Annotated in this window: 11 protein-coding genes; 10 read left to right on the top strand and 1 reads right to left on the bottom strand. The window is 35.3% G+C overall.

The annotated features are described in order from the left end of the window. The first annotated feature begins 4 nt into the window (after positions 1 to 4). Complete coding sequence (locus tag SCB73_RS19700; protein ID WP_320567889.1) at positions 5 to 1,624, top strand: UxaA family hydrolase; 1,620 nt, start codon at positions 5 to 7, stop codon at positions 1,622 to 1,624. A 306-nt stretch (positions 1,625 to 1,930) separates the two neighbouring features. On the opposite strand, the gene SCB73_RS19695 is transcribed toward SCB73_RS19700, so the two are convergent. After that, positions 1,931 to 2,959, bottom strand: coding sequence for a LacI family DNA-binding transcriptional regulator (locus SCB73_RS19695; protein WP_320567888.1), 1,029 nt, complete (start codon positions 2,957 to 2,959; stop codon positions 1,931 to 1,933). A 287-nt stretch (positions 2,960 to 3,246) separates the two neighbouring features. Here SCB73_RS19695 and SCB73_RS19690 point away from each other — a divergent pair, with 287 nt between their 5' ends. The 9 genes from SCB73_RS19690 (at position 3,247) to SCB73_RS19650 (ending at position 19,401) form a co-directional block, all read left to right on the top strand. Next, complete coding sequence (locus SCB73_RS19690; protein ID WP_320567887.1) at positions 3,247 to 4,686, top strand: glycoside hydrolase family 28 protein; 1,440 nt, start codon at positions 3,247 to 3,249, stop codon at positions 4,684 to 4,686. Positions 4,687 to 4,897: 211 nt separating this feature from the next. Next, positions 4,898 to 5,833: an alpha/beta hydrolase gene (locus SCB73_RS19685; RefSeq protein WP_320567886.1), complete on the top strand. Its 936-nt coding sequence runs from the start codon at positions 4,898 to 4,900 to the stop codon at positions 5,831 to 5,833. Positions 5,834 to 5,871: 38 nt separating this feature from the next. Further along, the gene (locus tag SCB73_RS19680; protein WP_320567885.1) at positions 5,872 to 7,083 is read left to right on the top strand and encodes a glycoside hydrolase family 88/105 protein; all 1,212 of its coding nucleotides are present in this window, start codon (positions 5,872 to 5,874) and stop codon (positions 7,081 to 7,083) included. Positions 7,084 to 7,154: 71 nt separating this feature from the next. Beyond that, positions 7,155 to 8,753: a glycoside hydrolase family 43 protein gene (locus SCB73_RS19675; RefSeq protein ID WP_320567884.1), complete on the top strand. Its 1,599-nt coding sequence runs from the start codon at positions 7,155 to 7,157 to the stop codon at positions 8,751 to 8,753. 215 nt (positions 8,754 to 8,968) lie between these two features. After that, complete coding sequence (gene pelA / locus SCB73_RS19670; RefSeq protein ID WP_320567883.1) at positions 8,969 to 10,969, top strand: pectate lyase; 2,001 nt, start codon at positions 8,969 to 8,971, stop codon at positions 10,967 to 10,969. Between the two features lie 22 nt (positions 10,970 to 10,991). Next, on the top strand, positions 10,992 to 12,338 hold the full coding sequence (locus SCB73_RS19665) for a glycoside hydrolase family 28 protein (protein ID WP_320567882.1): 1,347 nt from the start codon (positions 10,992 to 10,994) through the stop codon (positions 12,336 to 12,338). 115 nt (positions 12,339 to 12,453) lie between these two features. Beyond that, on the top strand, positions 12,454 to 13,200 hold the full coding sequence (locus tag SCB73_RS19660) for a rhamnogalacturonan acetylesterase (protein ID WP_320567881.1): 747 nt from the start codon (positions 12,454 to 12,456) through the stop codon (positions 13,198 to 13,200). A gap of 410 nt (positions 13,201 to 13,610) precedes the next feature. Continuing rightward, on the top strand, positions 13,611 to 15,623 hold the full coding sequence (locus tag SCB73_RS19655) for a collagen-like domain-containing protein (RefSeq protein WP_320567880.1): 2,013 nt from the start codon (positions 13,611 to 13,613) through the stop codon (positions 15,621 to 15,623). A 376-nt stretch (positions 15,624 to 15,999) separates the two neighbouring features. Beyond that, a complete protein-coding gene (locus SCB73_RS19650; RefSeq protein ID WP_320567879.1) occupies positions 16,000 to 19,401 on the top strand; it encodes a hypothetical protein in 3,402 nt (1,133 codons plus the stop codon). Position 19,402: the final 1 nt, after the last annotated feature.

The raw sequence follows: 19,402 nt of genomic DNA, 5'->3' as shown, positions 1-19,402 counted from the left end.
AGTTATGGCAACTCAAAAAAAATTAATAAAAGTCAACCCAGTAGATAACGTCATTGTCGCTTTGACCGATTTGGTACAAAACGAACAAATTATGTTTGAAGGAACCACTGTCTCACCAACAACTGATGTTAAAGCAAAACATAAAATCACAGAGAAAGATTTTTCAATTGGTGATGATATTATAATGTATGGTGTTTTGGTTGGAAAAGCTGCTAAACCTATAAAAAAAGGAGAAGTTATTACCACCGAAAATGTAAAACATCAAAGTGAAAAAGTTTTTGGTAAAAACGGAAATTTAGGTTGGACTCCACCAAATGTAGATCGTTGGAAAGACAAAACTTTCAACGGATACCACCGTACTGATGGACAAGTTGGAACCAAAAACGTTTGGTTGTTTTTTCCATTGGTTTTTTGCGAAAACAAAAATATCGAAAAACTGAAAGATATTTTTGAAAACGAATTAATGCCCAAAAAAGAAGTTTCTTATAAAAATTTATTGCGTTCTTTAATTGAAGAAAAAAGCGTCGAAGAAGTTTCTGCTAAAAATTTAAATGAAAATCTTTTAGATAATGTCGAAGTAAAATTTATCAATCATCAAGGTGGTTGTGGAGGGATTCGACAAGATTCAGAATTGTTGGCAAAACTGCTTGCAGGATATGTGAACAACCCAAATGTTGCAGGTGCAACTGTTTTAAGTTTAGGTTGCCAAAATTTGCAAGTTGATATTTTTAAAAAGGCATTGAAAGAAATGAGTCCGAATAGTGATAAAGAAATTTTGATCTATGAGCAACAACAAATTGGAACTACTGATCAAATGTTTCAAATGGTGATTAAAGATTCTTATGAAGCCATTAAAAGAGCCAACAAAATTGAACGCAAACCTGCTCCTCTTTCAAAGTTAAGTATTGGTTTAGAATGTGGAGGGTCTGACGGATTCTCAGGAATTTCTGCAAATCCAGCATTAGGAGTTGTTTCAGATATTTTTGCAGCTTTGGGAGGGAAAACAATTTTGGCAGAGTTTCCAGAATTATGTGGCGTAGAGCAAGAATTGATGAATAGATGTGTGGACGAAGAAAAAGCAGATAAGTTTTTAGCTTTAATGAAAGCTTTTGAAAAATCAGTTGTAGATGCAGGTTCAGGGTTTGATATGAATCCATCTCCGGGAAATATCAAAGACGGATTAATTACAGATGCAATGAAATCTGCTGGCGCAGCTAAAAAAGGTGGAACTTCACCTGTTGTAGATGTTTTAGATTACGGAGAATATATTTCAAAACCAGGATTAAGTCTTTTAAATACGCCAGGAAATGACGCAGAATGTACCACAGGATTGGTTGGATCGGGCGCAACAGTTGTTTTATTTACCACAGGTTTAGGAAATCCGATGGGAAATCCGATTGCACCAGTTGTAAAAATTTCTTCGAACACGGCATTAATTAATAGAATGTCTGATATTATCGATGTAAATGCCGGAACGGTAATTACTGGTGAAAAAACCATTACCGAGGTTGGAGCAGAAATAGTAGATTACATTATAGAATTGGCGAGCGGAAACGTGGAAACAAAAGCAGACCAGTTGAAGCAAGATGTATTTATTCCTTGGAAAAGAGGAGTTTCTTTATAGTTTTTTAGGCTCAAAGTTACAAATATACAAAGTGACAAAGTTTTATATGTAGAGACGCACAACAGTGCGTCTTTTTTTGTGAAAGCTCCAGAGGAGCAAAATATTTATAGAATTACAATAAGATAAACAAAAAAAAGCTCTGGAGGAGCGACATATATTTAGTTTGCAGAAAAATATATCGCTCCTGCGGAGCTTTATGTGGTAACAACTTATCTTTTGCTATAAATATTTCGCTTCGTTGAAGCTTATAAAAAAGGCTATCCGTTTGAAATAGCCTGTTATATAATTTATAAGGTAAAAAAAAAATTAAAAATTAGTTCTTGAAGATGATTTACGGATATGCAATTCTGGTGCAAGAACCACTTTTTTCTCAATTTTGATTGTATCTGTTTTGTCGACTTGTTCTAAGAAAACTCGAGCAGACATTTTTCCCATTTCAAGTGGAGATTGATCTACTGAGGTAATTGATAATTCCATAAATTTTGTAAAAGGCTCATTACTGAAACCTGCAACGCAAAATTCTTCTGGAATACGGATGTTTTTTTCTTTTAACTCTTGAATAGCTCCTAAAGCGGCAAAATCACTGGCCGAAAATAGGGCGTCAGGCGGCGTTTCTAAAGCTAAAAGAACATTAATTGCCTCTTTTCCGGCTTCAACACTACTTTTGGTGCGAATTACATAATCTTCGTTAAAAGTCAGTCCGTTGTCTAGTAGAGCTTGTTTATAGCCTAAAAACCTGTTTTTGAAAATTTCTAGAGATTGATCTCCTGAAAAATGTGCGATTGCACGGCAACCTTCATTTATAAGATGCTTTGTTGCTACATAGCCACCTTTAAAATCATTGATAGTTACAGAACTTACTCCGTCAATATGCTTGCTTCGGTCAAAAAAGATTAATGGAACGTTTTTTTCTAGAACATAATTGAAAGCGCCAATATTTTCATCAGCGACGTCGGTAACCGACATCATAATTCCGTCAACCTGAGCATCTATTAATGTATATAGATTTTCATTCTCTCTTTTTGCGCTTTCGTGTGTTTGGCAAATAATTACCTGATAACCATGAGGATGAAGTTCTTCTTCTATACCTCTAATGACCGACGCAAAAAAGTTGCTGTCAATACGAGGAACAATAACACCAATATTATTGCTTCGTCCGCTTTTTAATGCTAAAGCAAGTTTGTTTTGCTTATAGTTCATTGATGCAGCGGTTTTGATGACCAGTTCTCTAGTGCTTTCTTTTATTTTCGGGTTGTTGTTTAAAGCTCTGGAAACAGTGGCAGCAGTGATATTCAATTTCTTGGCAATATCATAAATGGTTATTTTTTCGCTCATTAAAAAAGGTTTTCAGATTTAATTTGAAACAAAAATACATTTTTTTTACATATGACAATATTTTTTGTTATCGATTACATAATTAATAACTCAAACGTTTTCAACTCTACAATGATAAAAAATTATGTGTTTTTTTATGTTAACTGTAAATATAATTGCAAATAAAAATTAAATATATAAATTATTTCTAAATAAATTTGTTCTGTACAAACAAATTTCATACTTTCGTGTAATCGATTACATAATTACAGTCAAATTATTGGCTTGAACCATATAAAACGGTCTAAATGATTACAAATAAGTCTTTAGCATTAAAATCAATCCTTTTTTCAAGTATTCTTTCTGTGATGGTTTTGTCTTGCGGAAAACAAGTTTCTAGCGTTTCTGAAGCAGATCCTTGGAAAAAGATGGAGCTAATTGTAAAAAGTATTCCTGAAACACATTTTACAAATAAGACTTATAATATTAATGATTTTGGTGCTGTTGCTGACGGCAAGACAATGAATACGCTTGCTTTTGAAAAAGCAATTAAGGAATGTGCGGCAAATGGTGGAGGAAAAGTTTTGGTGCCAAATGGAAAATATTTGACAGGTCCAATTCATTTAGAAAGCAATGTCAATCTGCATTTAGAGGATCAGGCTGAAATTCTTTTCAGTACAAATTCAAAAGATTATCCATTGGTTCACACTTCTTGGGAAGGAACGGAATTGATGAATCATTCGCCGTTGATTTCTGCAAAAGGAAAAACAAATGTTGCGATAACTGGAAAAGGAACTTTGAACGGGCAGGCTAATAATACAAATTGGTGGCCTTGGTGTGGCAGCAAAAGATATGGTTGGGACAAAGGACAGCCATCGCAACATGATCCACTTAATCGTGATAATTTAGTAGAAATGGCAGAAAAAGGTGTTCCAGTTGCCGAACGTGTTTTTGGCGAAGGCCATTATTTGCGCCCTAATTTTATTGAATTTTTTGAATGCAATACGGTTTTGGTAAAAGATATTACAGTTGTGAATGCGCCATTTTGGATTTTACATCCTCTAAAATCTAACAATGTCATTGTTGATGGTGTAACGGTAAATAGTCACGGACCAAATAATGATGGTTGTGACCCAGAATATTCACAAAATGTGGTCATTAGAAATTGCACTTTCAATACAGGTGACGATTGTATTGCAATTAAATCGGGAAGAGATGCTGATGGAAGAAGAGTTGGGATTCCGAGCAAAAATATTATCGTTCAAAACTGCAAGATGATTGATGGCCATGGCGGTGTTGTAATGGGAAGTGAAATTACAGCTGGTGTTAATAATGTGTATGTTGAAAATTGCGTGATGGACAGTCCAGAATTGGATCGTGCCATCAGAATTAAAACAAATTCAAAGCGTGGAGGGACTACTGAAGATATTTATGTACGAAATATTGAAGTTGGAACAGTTAAAGAATGCGTTTTGAGAGTGACGATGTTTTATGATATTTATGGAAGCCAAGTTGGAAATTTTATTCCGGCAATCAGAAATATAAGCCTTGAAAATGTTAAGGTGAAAAATGGAGGGAAATTCGGGATTTTGGCAGATGGCTACAAAGAATCCCCAATTGAAAACATTACATTTAAAAATGTTACAATAGCAAAAGTTGATTCTGTTTATTCATTGAAAAATGTGAAAGGTGTAAATTTCATAAACACATACATCAACGGAAAGAAAATGGAATCCATTAAAAATTAAACCACTTAATTTACTTTATAACCAAACCAATTGTGAACTTTCAACTAATTATCAAAAAGAAATAAAAATCGATTTTGTGTTTTTATTTTTCAAAAATCTTGGTTAGTAATAATTTGATGATTTTTTAAGAAAGTTGTTTTTTGAAGTTGTTAAAAAAGGAGTTTGATCGAGAATCGAACTCCTTTCTTAACTAAAAATTAGAAGCGCTGAAATGAAAAGAAATGTTCTGTTTTTATTGTTGCTTTTAACTGCTGTAAAGGCACAAAGCCAATACAGTGTTGATACTTCATACACGGTTAAGAGTACTTACAATAAACTCATCAAAAAATATCCTTTTATAACGATCGTAAAAGAAAAAAAGAGTTTGGATGTAAATAAAAGTAATGATTTGGTTTATAATAGTATAGGAAATAGAAAGTTGTATCTCGATGCTTATTTTCATAATAAGAAAAAAGCAAATCCGGCGGTAATTATGATTCATGGCGGTGGCTGGAGATCCGGAAACAAAAGCCAGATGCAGATTCTGGCAAAAGAAATAGCTTCAAAAGGGTATTCTTGTTTTCCTGTAGAATATAGATTGTCATTAGAAGCAAAATATCCAAATGCAGTTTATGATGTTAAAAATGCAATCAAATTCATAAAAGATAACGCTAAAAAATTCAATGTAGATCCAAATAAAATTGCAGTTTTAGGATGTTCTTCGGGAGGTCAAATGGCGGCGCTTATTGGTACAACTAATGGAAATTCGGCTTTTGAAGATTCAAGTTTTAAAAGCAATTCTTCCTCAAAAGTGCATGCAATTATTGATGTAGATGGAATTTTGGCATTCAAGCATCCAGAATCCCAAGAAGCAGAAATGGCATCGTTTTGGCTAAAAGGTTCTTATGAAGAGAATCCTCAAAACTGGAAAAATGCCTCAGCTTTAAGCCATACAGATAAAAATACGCCTCCAATTCTTTTTATAAACAGCAGTTTTGACCGATTTCATGCCGGAAGAGATGATATGATTGCGATTTTGAATCAGCATAAAATTTATAATGAAGTAAAAACAATCAAGGATTCTCCGCATTCATTTTGGTTTTTTGAACCTTGGTTTACTGAAATGGAAGGTTATATCACACAATTTTTAGATAAAATTTTTAAATAATTACGAAACGAAAAGCAAAACTTAAAATATATTTTAAAATGAAAAATAAAAGAAAACTTGGATATTTCGCATCGGCTGCAATAACTTGTTTAATTGCTTTTATGAGCTCTAAAGCAATTGCTCAAGAAAAAGATATTGTTATCTCAAAGAACTCAAAATGGTCAGATAAAATGGCTTTGACTTTAATGAAACGCCATCCAGAAGCTTATATGATTGATGATTCAAAAGCGCCAAAATGGGATTATGTTCATGGATTGGTTTTGCATGGTTTTGAAGAATTATACAAAAAAAATCCAGATCCAAGATATCCGGTTTATGTAAAAGGTTATGTTGATGCTTTGGTTCAGAATGACGGAACAATTAAGTCTTATGAATTGGAGAAATACAATATTGATATGATTGTTTCTGGTCGTTTGCTTTTTGATATTTATGCAAAAACAAAAGAAGAAAAATACTTAAAAGCAATGCAATTGTTGCGCAAACAATTATCAGAACAACCAAGAACACCAGAAGGCGGATTTTGGCATAAAAACATTTATCCAAATCAAATGTGGCTAGATGGTTTGTATATGGGTGAGCCATTTTATGCGCAATATACCGTTACTTTTGAAAATGGGAAATTTTTAGATGATGTAGCAAAACAATTCGAAGAAATTCAGCTACATGCTACAGATCCAAAAACGGGTTTGTTGTATCATGGTTGGGATTCCAGCAAGCAAATGCCGTGGGCAAATAAAGAGACAGGAAATTCGCCAAACTTTTGGTCAAGAGCTTTAGGATGGTATGTTATGGCGCTTGTTGATGTTTTGGATTACATGCCAAAAGAACATCCAAAACAAAAAGAATTAGTAAAATATTTAAACAATGCATGTGAGGCTTTGGCTAAATATCAAGATAAATCTGGATTGTGGTACCAAGTAACGGACAAAGGAGGTAAAGAAGGAAATTATTTAGAAGCTTCAGGATCTTCAATGTTTGCTTATGCTTTTGCAAAAGGAGCAAATAAAGGATATTTGCCTGCGAAATATAAAAAATTAGCGAACAAAGCATTTGATGGTTTGACTACAAAATTAATGAAAGTAGATGCTGATGGTACTATAACATTGACTCAAGCATGTCAAGTTGCAGGTCTGGGTGGCACTCCATACAGAGATGGTTCTTACGAATATTACGTAAAAGAGAAAAAGAAAGACAACGATCCTAAGGCAACGGGACCTTTTATTTTAGCTGCTTTGGAGTTAAATAGATAAGTTAATTCATAAACAAACCCGACAGGTTTTTAAAACCTGTCGGGTTTAATTTGAAAAGTTAATTTTTTAAAATGAAAAATATAAAATTCCTTTTTCTTGTTTTGTCGGTACTGTTTGCACAGAAAAATTTTTCACAAGTTTGGGTGCCTGACAATGGAGACGGAACTTATACAAACCCAATCATCCATGCCGATTATTCAGATCCAGATGTTGTTCGCGTAGGCGATGATTTTTATATGACAGCATCGTCTTTTAATTGTATTCCTGGACTTCCGATTTTGCATTCTAAAGATTTGGTGAATTGGAAAATTATTGGGCATGCACTTATAAAACAGAAGCCAACTGAAACTTTCGATAAAGTACAGCATGGAAACGGAGTTTGGGCGCCTAGCATCAATTTTCATAACAATGAATTTTATATTTATTACCCAGATCCAGATTTCGGAATTTATATGATAAAAGCCCAAAAAGCAGAAGGGCCTTGGTCAGAGCCTGTTTTGGTAAAAGCTGGATCCGGACTTATAGATCCAAGTCTGTTATGGGATGATGATGGAAAAGTATATTTGGTTCATGCTTTTGCAGGAAGTCGTGCAAAGATCAAAAGTTTGCTAGTCGTTTGCAGTATGAATCCAGAAGGAACCGCTACAAACAATGATGAAGTTATGGTAATTGACGGTCATGACGGAGAAGGAACTATTGAAGGGCCAAAGTTCTATAAAAGAAATGGTTATTATTACATTTTTGCCCCTGCGGGTGGAGTTTCGACAGGTTGGCAAACTGTTTTGAGATCAAAAAATGTTTTTGGTCCTTATGAGAAGAAAAAAGTTTTAGAACAAGGAAAAACGACAATCAATGGTCCACACCAAGGTGCATGGGTGCAAACACAAACGGGTGAAGACTGGTTTATCCATTTTCAGGATAAAGGCGCTTACGGAAGAATTGTTCATTTACAACCAATGAAATGGGAAAATGATTGGCCAGTAATGGGCCAGGATTTTGATAAAAACGGAATAGGTGAGCCAGTAACCACTTTCAAAAAGCCAAACGTAGGCAAGAAATATCCAATTGAAACACCAGCAGAATCAGATGAGTTTAATTTGCCGAAATTAGGATTGCAGTGGCAATGGCAGGCAAATGCTCAAAACAATTGGGGTTTTCCAACAAGTATGGGTTATTTGAATTTGTATTGTTTACCAACAATTCAAGACAGTAAAAAAATCTTTGAGGCACCAAACTTGCTTCTTCAAAAATTTCCAGCAGAAGAATTCACTGCAACAACTAAATTGACTTTTAATGCTAGATTGAATGGAGAAAGTACAGGATTAATCATCATGGGATTAAATTACAGTTATTTGAGTCTTAAAAATGATAACGGAAAATTATATCTAAATCAGAAAACTGGAACTTTTGATAAAAAGATTGAAGAAACTGAAACCAATCCAGTTTTGATTCCATACAATACAATTTATTTGCGTGTGAAAATTAAAAAAGGCGGAATATGCAGTTTCTATTATAGTTTAGATGATAAAAAATATCAAGAAATAGGAAATGAATTTGTTTCGAAAGAAGGAAAATGGATCGGTGCCAAAGTTGGTCTTTTTGCCTTAAGCGAAAAAAAAACAAATGATTCTGGAAATGTTGCAGTCGATTGGTTTAGAATAACGAAGTAAAAAATACCAAAAAATGTATTTTTTCACATTTTCAAAAATAACGACTCACATAAATTAGTTTTAAGAAAGAAATTTGAAAAAACAATACTCGAATACATTTTGTAAGAAAAAGTTTCTTTTTAATGGGTTTAAAATGATTTTTCAGATTTTTTTATTTTCAAAAATCAAGATTTTGCTGTTTCGAAATAAATAATTAGGAGTTAAAACAGATGACAATGATTTACTTAAAAAAAATAGTTTTGTATTTTACTGTGGCTTTCAGCATTGGGTTGAATGCACAAAGTAATTACAAAAGCTGGCCAGATGTGATTCGCAAGCATGATGCTTCTTGGTTTGGAACAGAAGAAGCTAAAAAAGTAGCAGAAAATGTTCTACTTTATCAAAGAGATATTGGTGGATGGCCAAAAAACATTGCTATGCAGGACGAGTTAACTTCGCAGCAAAAAAAAGATTTAATTGCGCTCAAAAGAACAGCTGTCGAAACAACAACTGATAACGGTGCAACTTGTCAGGAAATGCTTTTTATGTCCAAAATGTATGCGCAAGTAAAAGATGAAAGATACAAAGAATCATTTTTGAAAGGATTAAATTATTTGCTAGAAGCACAGTATGCAAACGGAGGATGGCCACAGTTTTATCCACTTAAAAAAGGATATTATACGCATATTACCTACAATGATGATTCGATGGTGAATATTATGAATGTTATGAAACAGATTTCAGAAGAAACTGATTTTTATAGCATTAAGCCGTCAAAAGAAGTTGTTGAAAAGTGTAAAAAAGCTTTTGATAAAGGAATCGACTGTATTTTAAAAACGCAATACAAACAAAATGGTGTTTTGACTGCGTGGTGCGCGCAACATGATGAATTTACGCTTGCTCCCGCAAATGCACGAGCTTTTGAATTGGCATCATTAAGCGGTTATGAATCAACAAAAATTGTATTGCTTTTAATGTCGATTGATAAACCTTCTCGAGAAATTGTTAATGCAGTAAAAAGTGCTGTAGCTTGGTTTGACAAAACAAAAATTACCAATTTAGAAGAAAAAAGGGTTTTGAATGATGAAGGCAAAATCATTGATAAAAAAATGATTCCGGCAACAAATGCAGGTCCAATTTGGGCAAGATTTATGGATTTGGAAACCAATGAACCTTTCTTTTGTGACCGTGATGGAATCAAGAAAAAATCATTGGACCAAATAGGTGCTGAACGAAGAAATGGTTATTCTTGGTACTCTGATGCACCAAAAGAAGTCTTGAAAAAATTCCCAGAATGGGCAGTCAAAAACGGAACAAAAGTTTCAATTTCAGATAAAAAAAATGTAACATTACTGACTGTCGCTCAAGATGGTTCGGGTGATTTTACAAAAATTCAGGATGCTATTTATGCATGTCCAGCATTTCCATACGAAAAAGTCACTGTGGTCATAAAAAACGGAATTTATAATGAAAAAGTCAGAATTCCGGAATGGAATACAAATGTAGTTTTACAAGGCGAAAGTAAAGAAAAAACCATAATTACATTTGACGATAATTTTTCGAAAATTAATTTAGGCCGAAACAGTACTTTTTATACGTATACAATTTTGGTTGAAGGCGATGATTTTTCAGCATCTAACTTGACAATCAAAAATGCTTCTGGAGATAATGGACAAGGAATTGCACTGTCTATAGTTGCAAATCGTGCAAAAATTTCAAACTGCAATATTCTTGGAAATCAAGATACTTTGTATTTGTCGGGTAAAGAAGTAAAACAGTATTTTATAAACTGCTACATTGAAGGCACAACTGATTTTATTTTTGGAAGTGCTACCACTTTATTTGAAAACTGCGAAATTCACAGTATTAAAAATTCCTATATAACCGCTGCTTCAACACCAGAAGGCACTCCTTTCGGATTTGTTTTTAAGAATTGCAAATTAACGGCCGAACCTTCTGCGAATGATGTTTATTTAGGAAGGCCTTGGCGTATTTACGCTAAAACAGTTTTTTTAAATTGTGAAATGGGGCAACACATTAAACCAGAAGGTTGGGAAAACTGGTCGAAACCTGAAGCTGAAAAAAAAGCTTTTTATGCAGAATATAACTGTACAGGTGAAGGATTTCAGCCAACAAAGAGAGTTTCATGGTCTTATCAGCTCAAAAAATCAGAGGCTGAAAAATACAAGATAGAGAATATTTTGAAAGATAATATGCCAAACTGGTATTCAAAATGATTTACATTTTAAAGATATTATTATGAATTTCAAGCATGCATTATTTTTATTGATTTCGACTATTTCTTTTGCCCAAAAGGGTGAATTCCCAACTTCTAAAGTTGATTCAATTGTAAAGAAAATCCAGCTTCCTGTTTTTCCTTTATATCAAGTAAATATCTTAAAATTAGGTGCCAAAGGAGATTCTCTCAGCAACAATAAAGTAGTTTTTGATAAGGCAATGGCTTTATGCAAAAAAAATAATGGCGGAACTATTGTTGTGCCAAAAGGGATTTATAAAGTAAATGGCCCAATTCATTTTGTGAGCAATGTCAATCTTAAAATAGAAAAAGGTGCAAAAATAAAATTTGGAGATAATCCGAAGGATTATCCATTGGTTTTGACAAGTTGGGAGGGCACAATGCTTTACAACTACAGTCCCCTTGTTTATGCTTATAATTGTACTAATATTGCAATAACCGGTGAAGGAACAATTGATGGAGAAGGAGGAAATATATGGAAAGGCTTTAAAAAGCAAGAAGAGAAAGGTAAAATGTTAAGTCGGGAAATGAATCATAATAGTGTTCCTTTAAAAGACAGAAAATTTGGCGAAGGCTATTTTCTTCGTCCGCAAATGATTCAATTTTTTAATTGCAAAAATATTTTGGTTGAAAATGTCAGAATTGAGAATTCACCTTTTTGGTGTCTTCATTTATTAAAATCCCAAAATATTACAGTGCGCGGAATCACTTATAAATCTTTAAATTACAATAACGACGGGATCGATCCAGAATATTCCAAAGATGTTTTAATTGAAAATGTAACCTTTAATAATGGTGATGATAATGTTGCTATAAAAGCCGGAAGAGATCATGAAGGCAGGGCAAATAGAGAAACTCCGAGTGAAAATATTGTAATTCGAAATTGCAATTTTAAAGGGCTTCACGGTGTCGTAATCGGAAGTGAAATGTCTGCTGGAGTTCAGAATGTTTTTGTTGAGTATTGTAAAACAACGGGGTATCTAAAAAGAGGAATTTATTTAAAAACGAATGCTGATCGCGGCGGTTATATAAAAAATATTTTTGTTAAAAATATCAATTTAGATGAAGTCGAAGATTGCTTATACATCACGGCAAATTATCATGGGGAAGGAAAAGGATATCAATCTGAAATTTCTAATGTTTTTTTTGAAAATATTACTTGCAATAAAGCGACCGAATCTGGAATAGTAATTCAAGGATTTCCAGATAAAAAAATCAAAAATATTTCATTGAAGAACATTGAGATAAGAGAAGCAAAAAATGCACTCTCAAACGAGAATGCTGAAAATGTTTTAATGACCGATGTTTTTATAGGCAAGAAAGCAACAGTGCCTACAGCTGCAAAATAATTTTTTTTCTGAGGAATAAAGGACTAATATTCAAATTTTTGTGTAGAGATACACTGCAATGCATTTAAAACAAAAGTCTTGTCATTTGTTATGGACAACAACTAAAACTAATAAAATGAAAAAATATCTTCTTATAGCATTCTTAATTACATCAATATCTTTCGCACAAAAAACTACATTGTATTGTATTGGCGATTCGACTATGGCAAATAAAAAAGATCCTGATCGTAATCCAGAACATGGCTGGGCTCAGGTTTTGCAATCTTTTTTTAAAGAGGATTTAGTTGTAGCAAATAAAGCTGTTAATGGCCGAAGCACAAAAAGTTTTATTAATGAAAACCGCTGGGATTCAATTTATAAAAAACTAAAAAAAGGTGATTATGTTTTTATAGAATTTGGACATAATGACGAAAAAATCGAAGATTCAACACGTTTTACAAATCCGCATACTGCGTACAGATACAATTTAATCAAGTTCGTAAAAGAAACCAGAGCAAAAGGTGCCATTCCTGTTTTGTTGACTTCTATCGCGAGACGCAACTTTAATGAAAAAGGTGTTTTAGTGCCAACTCACGGTGATTATCCCCTAGAAACACGTTTAGTTGCGCAAGAATATAAAGTTCCTTTTATCGATTTGGAATATTATACAGAATTGTTGGAACAGTCTTACGGACCAGAGAAATCAAAATTGCTTCATCTACATTTTAAGGCAGGAGAAATACCTTATTATAAGGATGAAAAGAAAGATGATACGCATTTATCATTAAAAGGAGCTACAGAAGTAGCACAAATAGTAGTTTCACAACTTAAACAATTTCAAGAACCATCTCTTGATAAATTGAAAAAGGCTATTAAAAACTAGTAAAAAAAAGTATAAGTATAAAGAGGGAAGCATTTGCTTCCCTTTTTGCATTTCTGGCTATTAATTATGCTTGATTTATTCATTTCTATTTTTCTCTACTAACCATATATTATTTAATAATAGTAATCTTAAAAAACACCAAATATGTCTTAATCTATAATTTTAAAAACTTTTACTAGCATTTTTCCCTGACACTTAGAAGCAACTTTGCACTTTCAAAATCGATGTTTTTTAAAGATAAATTTTAAACATTAAAAATGCAGTAATTATGGACTATCATATCTAAATAAGAAAAATTAGATGTACAGTCGTTAAATACAGGAATGTTTGTTAAGGTTTAAAATGCTGATTTTTTAGCGGTTTAAGTAAAAATAGTGAATAATTATTAACATATTAAATAAATTAATAAAATGAAAAATAAATTACTTCCTTTAATTTTTGTTTTAGGTTGCTATTCTGCCTACTCGCAGGTAGGTATTGGTAAAATTGATCCAAGTCCTTCTGCTCAATTAGAAGTTTTTGCCAGTGATAAAGGGATGTTAATTCCAAGAGTAAAACTTACTGGAACTACAGATGCTACTACCATAACAAAAGGTAATGTAGAAAGCTTATTGGTTTTCAATACAGAAACTATTTCTGATGTTATTCCGGGTTACTACTATTGGTTTAATGGTAAATGGAATAAATTTATTATTTCTGGTGAGTCTAATGGTATTGTTGGTGGAGATGGAGCACCTGGAAATAGAGGGGAGGCAGGATATCCTGGTGAAAATGTTACGCTTTATACTGATAAAACGACTGGAACTGTTTATGTTCAGAATGAAGATGGCACTTGGACTGCCATTAATGGTAAAAACGGTCTGGACGGTAAAAATGGTATAATGGGAGGCAACGGAGTTCCGGGAGCTGCTGGCACGCCGGGAATTGACGGCACAATCCAGATGTATGTCGACTACAATACAGGAATTGTTTATGTAAGAGATCCTGAAGATAATACCAAATGGGTTCCATTGAACGGCAAAAACGGACTTGACGGCAAAAATGGTATAATGGGAGGAAACGGAGTTCCAGGAGCTGCTGGCACGCCGGGAATTGACGGCACAATCCAGATGTATGTTGACTACAATACAGGAATTGTTTATGTAAGGGATCCTGAAGATAATACCAAATGGGTTCCATTGAACGGCAAAAACGGACTTGACGGCAAAAATGGTATAATGGGAGGAAACGGAGTTCCGGGAGCTGCTGGCACGCCGGGAATTGACGGCACAATCCAAATGTATGTTGACTACAATACAGGAATTGTTTATGTAAGGGATCCTGAAGATAATACCAAATGGGTTCCATTGAACGGCAAAAACGGACTTGACGGCAAAAATGGTATAATGGGAGGAAACGGAGTTCCAGGAGCTGCTGGCACGCCGGGAATTGACGGCACAATCCAGATGTATGTTGACTACAATACAGGAATTGTCTATGTAAGGGATCCTGAAGATAATACCAAATGGGTTCCATTGAACGGCAAAAACGGACTTGACGGTAAAAATGGTATAATGGGAGGAAACGGAGTTCCAGGAGCTGCTGGCACGCCAGGAATTGACGGCACAATCCAAATGTACGTTGACTACAATACAGGAATTGTTTATGTAAGGGATCCTGAAGATAATACCAAATGGGTTCCATTGAACGGCAAAAACGGACTTGACGGCAAAAACGGTATCGCTGGAGGCAATGGTGCTCCAGGAGCTGCAGGCTCTCCAGGCATCGACGATACAGTTCAAATGTATATTGATTACACTACTGGAACTGTATATGTAAGAGATCCAAACGATCCAACTAAATGGGTAGCAGCTAATAAGGAAACGCCAACAACATTAAAATATAATCAGACAAGTGCGGTTTTAACTTATACAGGCGAGAAAGAAACAGAAATAATTCCTTTAAAAGATATTTCTACAGAAACCCCTGATACTGTTCTAAAAGTGACAGGTGGTACAGCGGCAACATTTGCAGCAACTACGGTAGATATAGTTCCTTCTGAAGTAAAAGGAGATGTTCTGACAACAGCAGAGGATGGAAAAGTAGCATGGAAAGCGCCAGCTAAATCCAATGTAATGGCTATAAAAGTGATCAAAGAAGATTATACTTTAACCGATGATGATTACACTATTATAGCAGAAGGTGCGACAGGCGATATTACTATTAATCTTCCAGATCCTTCTGCTAACACAGGTAGAATGTTGGTGATAAATCAGTTTGATGTAACCAAAAAGGTGAATTTTAATTATAATCTTCATTATGCAACAGCAATAGATCTTCCATACTTGACAGCAAGTATGTTTGCAGGGGTGACCTCAGGAAGTTTAAAGGTTACACTGCAGGCAGTAGAAGGAAAATGGTATGTTATAACTTACACAATGTAATGTATAGATTGTTCTTCATTTTTTATAATTTCAAAGAATCGTTAAAATTCTGATTTTTTGAAACAAACTAAATTTACTTTTAAAAAGGGGAGCTTATTTTAAGTCTCCCTTTTTTTTATGAAAAAAATATTGGATTTTACAATCTCTTAATTCACTTCGTATGTTTCGTTTCTAATTTTTTTAAGAAATGTCTTAAAGTATAAGTTTAAAAACTTTTGGTGGTAAAGTTAAAAGCTATTTACCTAGAACTTTGTTCCTTGAAACTGTGCAAATTATTGTCAGTTTTCTTTAACTAAAGTGATAAAATGAAATGATTTTTGTTTTACCGCTTTTGTGAGCAATTAAATAATTTAATAACCATTAATGATTAAATCACATGAAGAATAAATTACTTCCTTTACTTTTTGTTTTGGGTGGTTATTCAGCCTATTCACAGGTTGTAATAGGTAAACAGGATATTACAAGTCCTTCCGCACAATTAGAAGTCTTCTCAAAAGACGGTAATCAAGGACTTTTAATTCCCAATGTAAAATTAAAAAGTACTACAGATACTAGTACCATGAAAAGTGGTAATGTGTCTAGTTTGTTAGTATTTAATACAGAAACTGTTTCTGATGTTGTTCCAGGTTACTACTATTGGTATGCAGGCAGATGGAATAGATTTGCTATTTCTGGAGAAGCCGCAGGAATTATTTCTGGAAATGGTATACCAGGGAAGAAGGGCGAGCCTGGATATCCTGGTGAAAATGTTACCCTTTATACAGATAAATCAACAGGGACAGTATATGTTCAAAATGAAGATGGAACTTGGGCATCAATAAACGGTAAAAACGGACTTGACGGCAAAAACGGAATTGCAGGAGGAAACGGAGTTCCGGGAGCTGCTGGCACGCCAGGTATAGACGGCACAATACAGATGTATGTTGATTATAATACTGGAATCATTTATGTAAGAGATCCTGCTGATAAAACTAAATGGGTTTCTATAAACGGTAAAAATGGATTAGATGGTAAAAATGGAATTGCTGGAGGCAACGGAGTTCCGGGAGCTGCTGGCACGCCGGGAATTGACGGCACAATCCAAATGTATGTTGATTACAATACCGGAATTGTTTATGTGCGAGATCCTCAAGACAATTCGAAATGGGTTCCATTGAACGGCAAAAACGGACTTGACGGCAAAAACGGAATTGCAGGAGGAAACGGAGTTCCGGGAGCTGCTGGTACGCCGGGAATTGACGGCACAATCCAAATGTACGTTGATTACAATACCGGAATTGTTTATGTGCGAGATCCTCAAGACAATTCGAAATGGGTTCCATTGAACGGCAAAAATGGACTTGACGGCAAAAACGGAATTGCTGGAGGAAACGGAGTTCCGGGAGCTGCTGGCACGCCGGGAATTGACGGCACAATCCAGATGTACGTTGATTACAATACCGGAATAGTATATGTAAGAGATCCTGAAGATAATACCAAATGGGTTCCATTGAACGGCAAAAACGGACTTGACGGCAAAAATGGAATTGCTGGAGGAAACGGAGTTCCGGGAGCTGCTGGCACGCCAGGAATTGACGGCACAATCCAGATGTATGTTGACTACAATACCGGAATTGTTTATGTAAGAGATCCTGAAGATAATACCAAATGGGTTCCATTGAACGGCAAAAACGGACTTGACGGCAAAAACGGAATTGCAGGAGGAAACGGAGTTCCGGGAGCTGCTGGCACGCCAGGAATTGACGGCACAATCCAGATGTATGTTGACTACAATACCGGAATTGTTTATGTAAGAGATCCTGAAGATAATACCAAATGGGTTCCATTGAACGGCAAAAACGGACTTGACGGCAAAAACGGAATTGCAGGAGGCAACGGAGTTCCGGGAGCTGCTGGCACGCCGGGAATTGACGGCACAATCCAGATGTATGTTGACTACAATACCGGAATCATTTATGTAAGAGATCCTGAAGATAATACTAAATGGGTATCAATCAATGGCAAAAATGGACTTGACGGCAAAAACGGAATTGCTGGAGGAAACGGAGTTCCGGGAGCTGCTGGCACGCCGGGAATTGACGGCACAATCCAGATGTACGTTGACTACAATACAGGAATAGTATATGTAAGAGATCCTGAAGATAATACCAAATGGGTTCCATTGAACGGCAAAAACGGACTTGACGGTAAAAACGGAATTGCTGGAGGCAACGGAGTTCCGGGAGCTGCTGGCACGCCGGGAATTGATGGCACAATCCAGATGTACGTTGACTACAATACAGGAATTGTTTATGTAAGGGATCCTGAAGATAATACCAAATGGGTTCCATTGAACGGCAAAAACGGACTTGACGGCAAAAACGGAATTGCTGGAGGCAACGGAGTTCCGGGAGCTGCTGGCACGCCGGGAATTGACGGCACAATCCAGATGTATGTTGACTACAATACAGGAATTGTTTATGTAAGGGATCCTGAAGATAATACCAAATGGGTTCCATTGAACGGCAAAAACGGACTTGACGGCAAAAATGGTATAATGGGAGGAAACGGAGTTCCAGGAGCTGCTGGCACGCCGGGAATTGACGGCACAATCCAGATGTATGTTGACTACAATACAGGAATTGTCTATGTAAGGGATCCTGAAGATAATACCAAATGGGTTCCATTGAACGGCAAAAACGGACTTGACGGCAAAAATGGTATAATGGGAGGAAACGGAGTTCCAGGAGCTGCTGGCACGCCGGGAATTGACGGCACAATCCAGATGTATGTTGACTACAATACAGGAATTGTCTATGTAAGGGATCCTGAAGATAATACCAAATGGGTTCCATTGAACGGCAAAAACGGACTTGACGGTAAAAACGGAATTGCTGGAGGCAACGGAGTTCCGGGAGCTGCTGGCACGCCGGGAATTGACGGCACAATCCAGATGTATGTTGACTACAATACAGGAATTGTTTATGTAAGAGACCCTGAAGATAATACCAAATGGGTTCCATTGAACGGCAAAAACGGACTTGACGGCAAAAACGGTATCGCTGGAGGCAATGGTGCTCCAGGAGCTGCAGGCTCTCCAGGCATCGACGATACAGTTCAAATGTATATTGATTACACTACTGGAACTGTATATGTAAGAGATCCAAACGATCCAACTAAATGGGTAGCAGCTAATAAGGAAACGCCAACAACATTAAAATATAATCAGACAAGTGCGGTTTTAACTTATACAGGTGAGAAAGAAACAGAAATAATTCCTTTAAAAGATATTTCTACAGAAACCCCTGATACTGTTCTAAAAGTGACAGGTGGTACAGCGGCAACATTTGCAGCAACTACGGTAGATATAGTTCCTTCTGAAGTAAAAGGAGATGTTCTGACAACAGCAGAGGATGGAAAAGTAGCATGGAAAGCGCCTGCAAAAGCCAATTTCTTAGGAATTAAAGTTATTGGTGATGATTATACAGTAACTGATGATGATTACACTATTATTGCTGCAAAACTGAAAGGTAATATAACGATTAATCTTCCTGATGCCACAGTAAATAAAGGAAGAATGCTAGTAATTAATCAAATGGTTGTTGCTAAAGCTGATGGTACACCAACAACTGCAGCAACTCCTATAGTTGTAAATTTCAATACAAATGTAATTTATTCCGATTCTGCAGAATATCCTTACATAACAGCAAGTGTTTTTGGTGGGGTAAGCAAAGGAAGCATCAAAATTACTTTACAGTCTGATGGCGCAAACTGGTATGTAATAACCTACACGATGTAAT

Source organism: Flavobacterium sp. KACC 22761 (assembly GCF_034058155.1).
GTDB lineage: Bacteria > Bacteroidota > Bacteroidia > Flavobacteriales > Flavobacteriaceae > Flavobacterium.
This window is presented reverse-complemented; position numbering and strand designations above follow the sequence as displayed.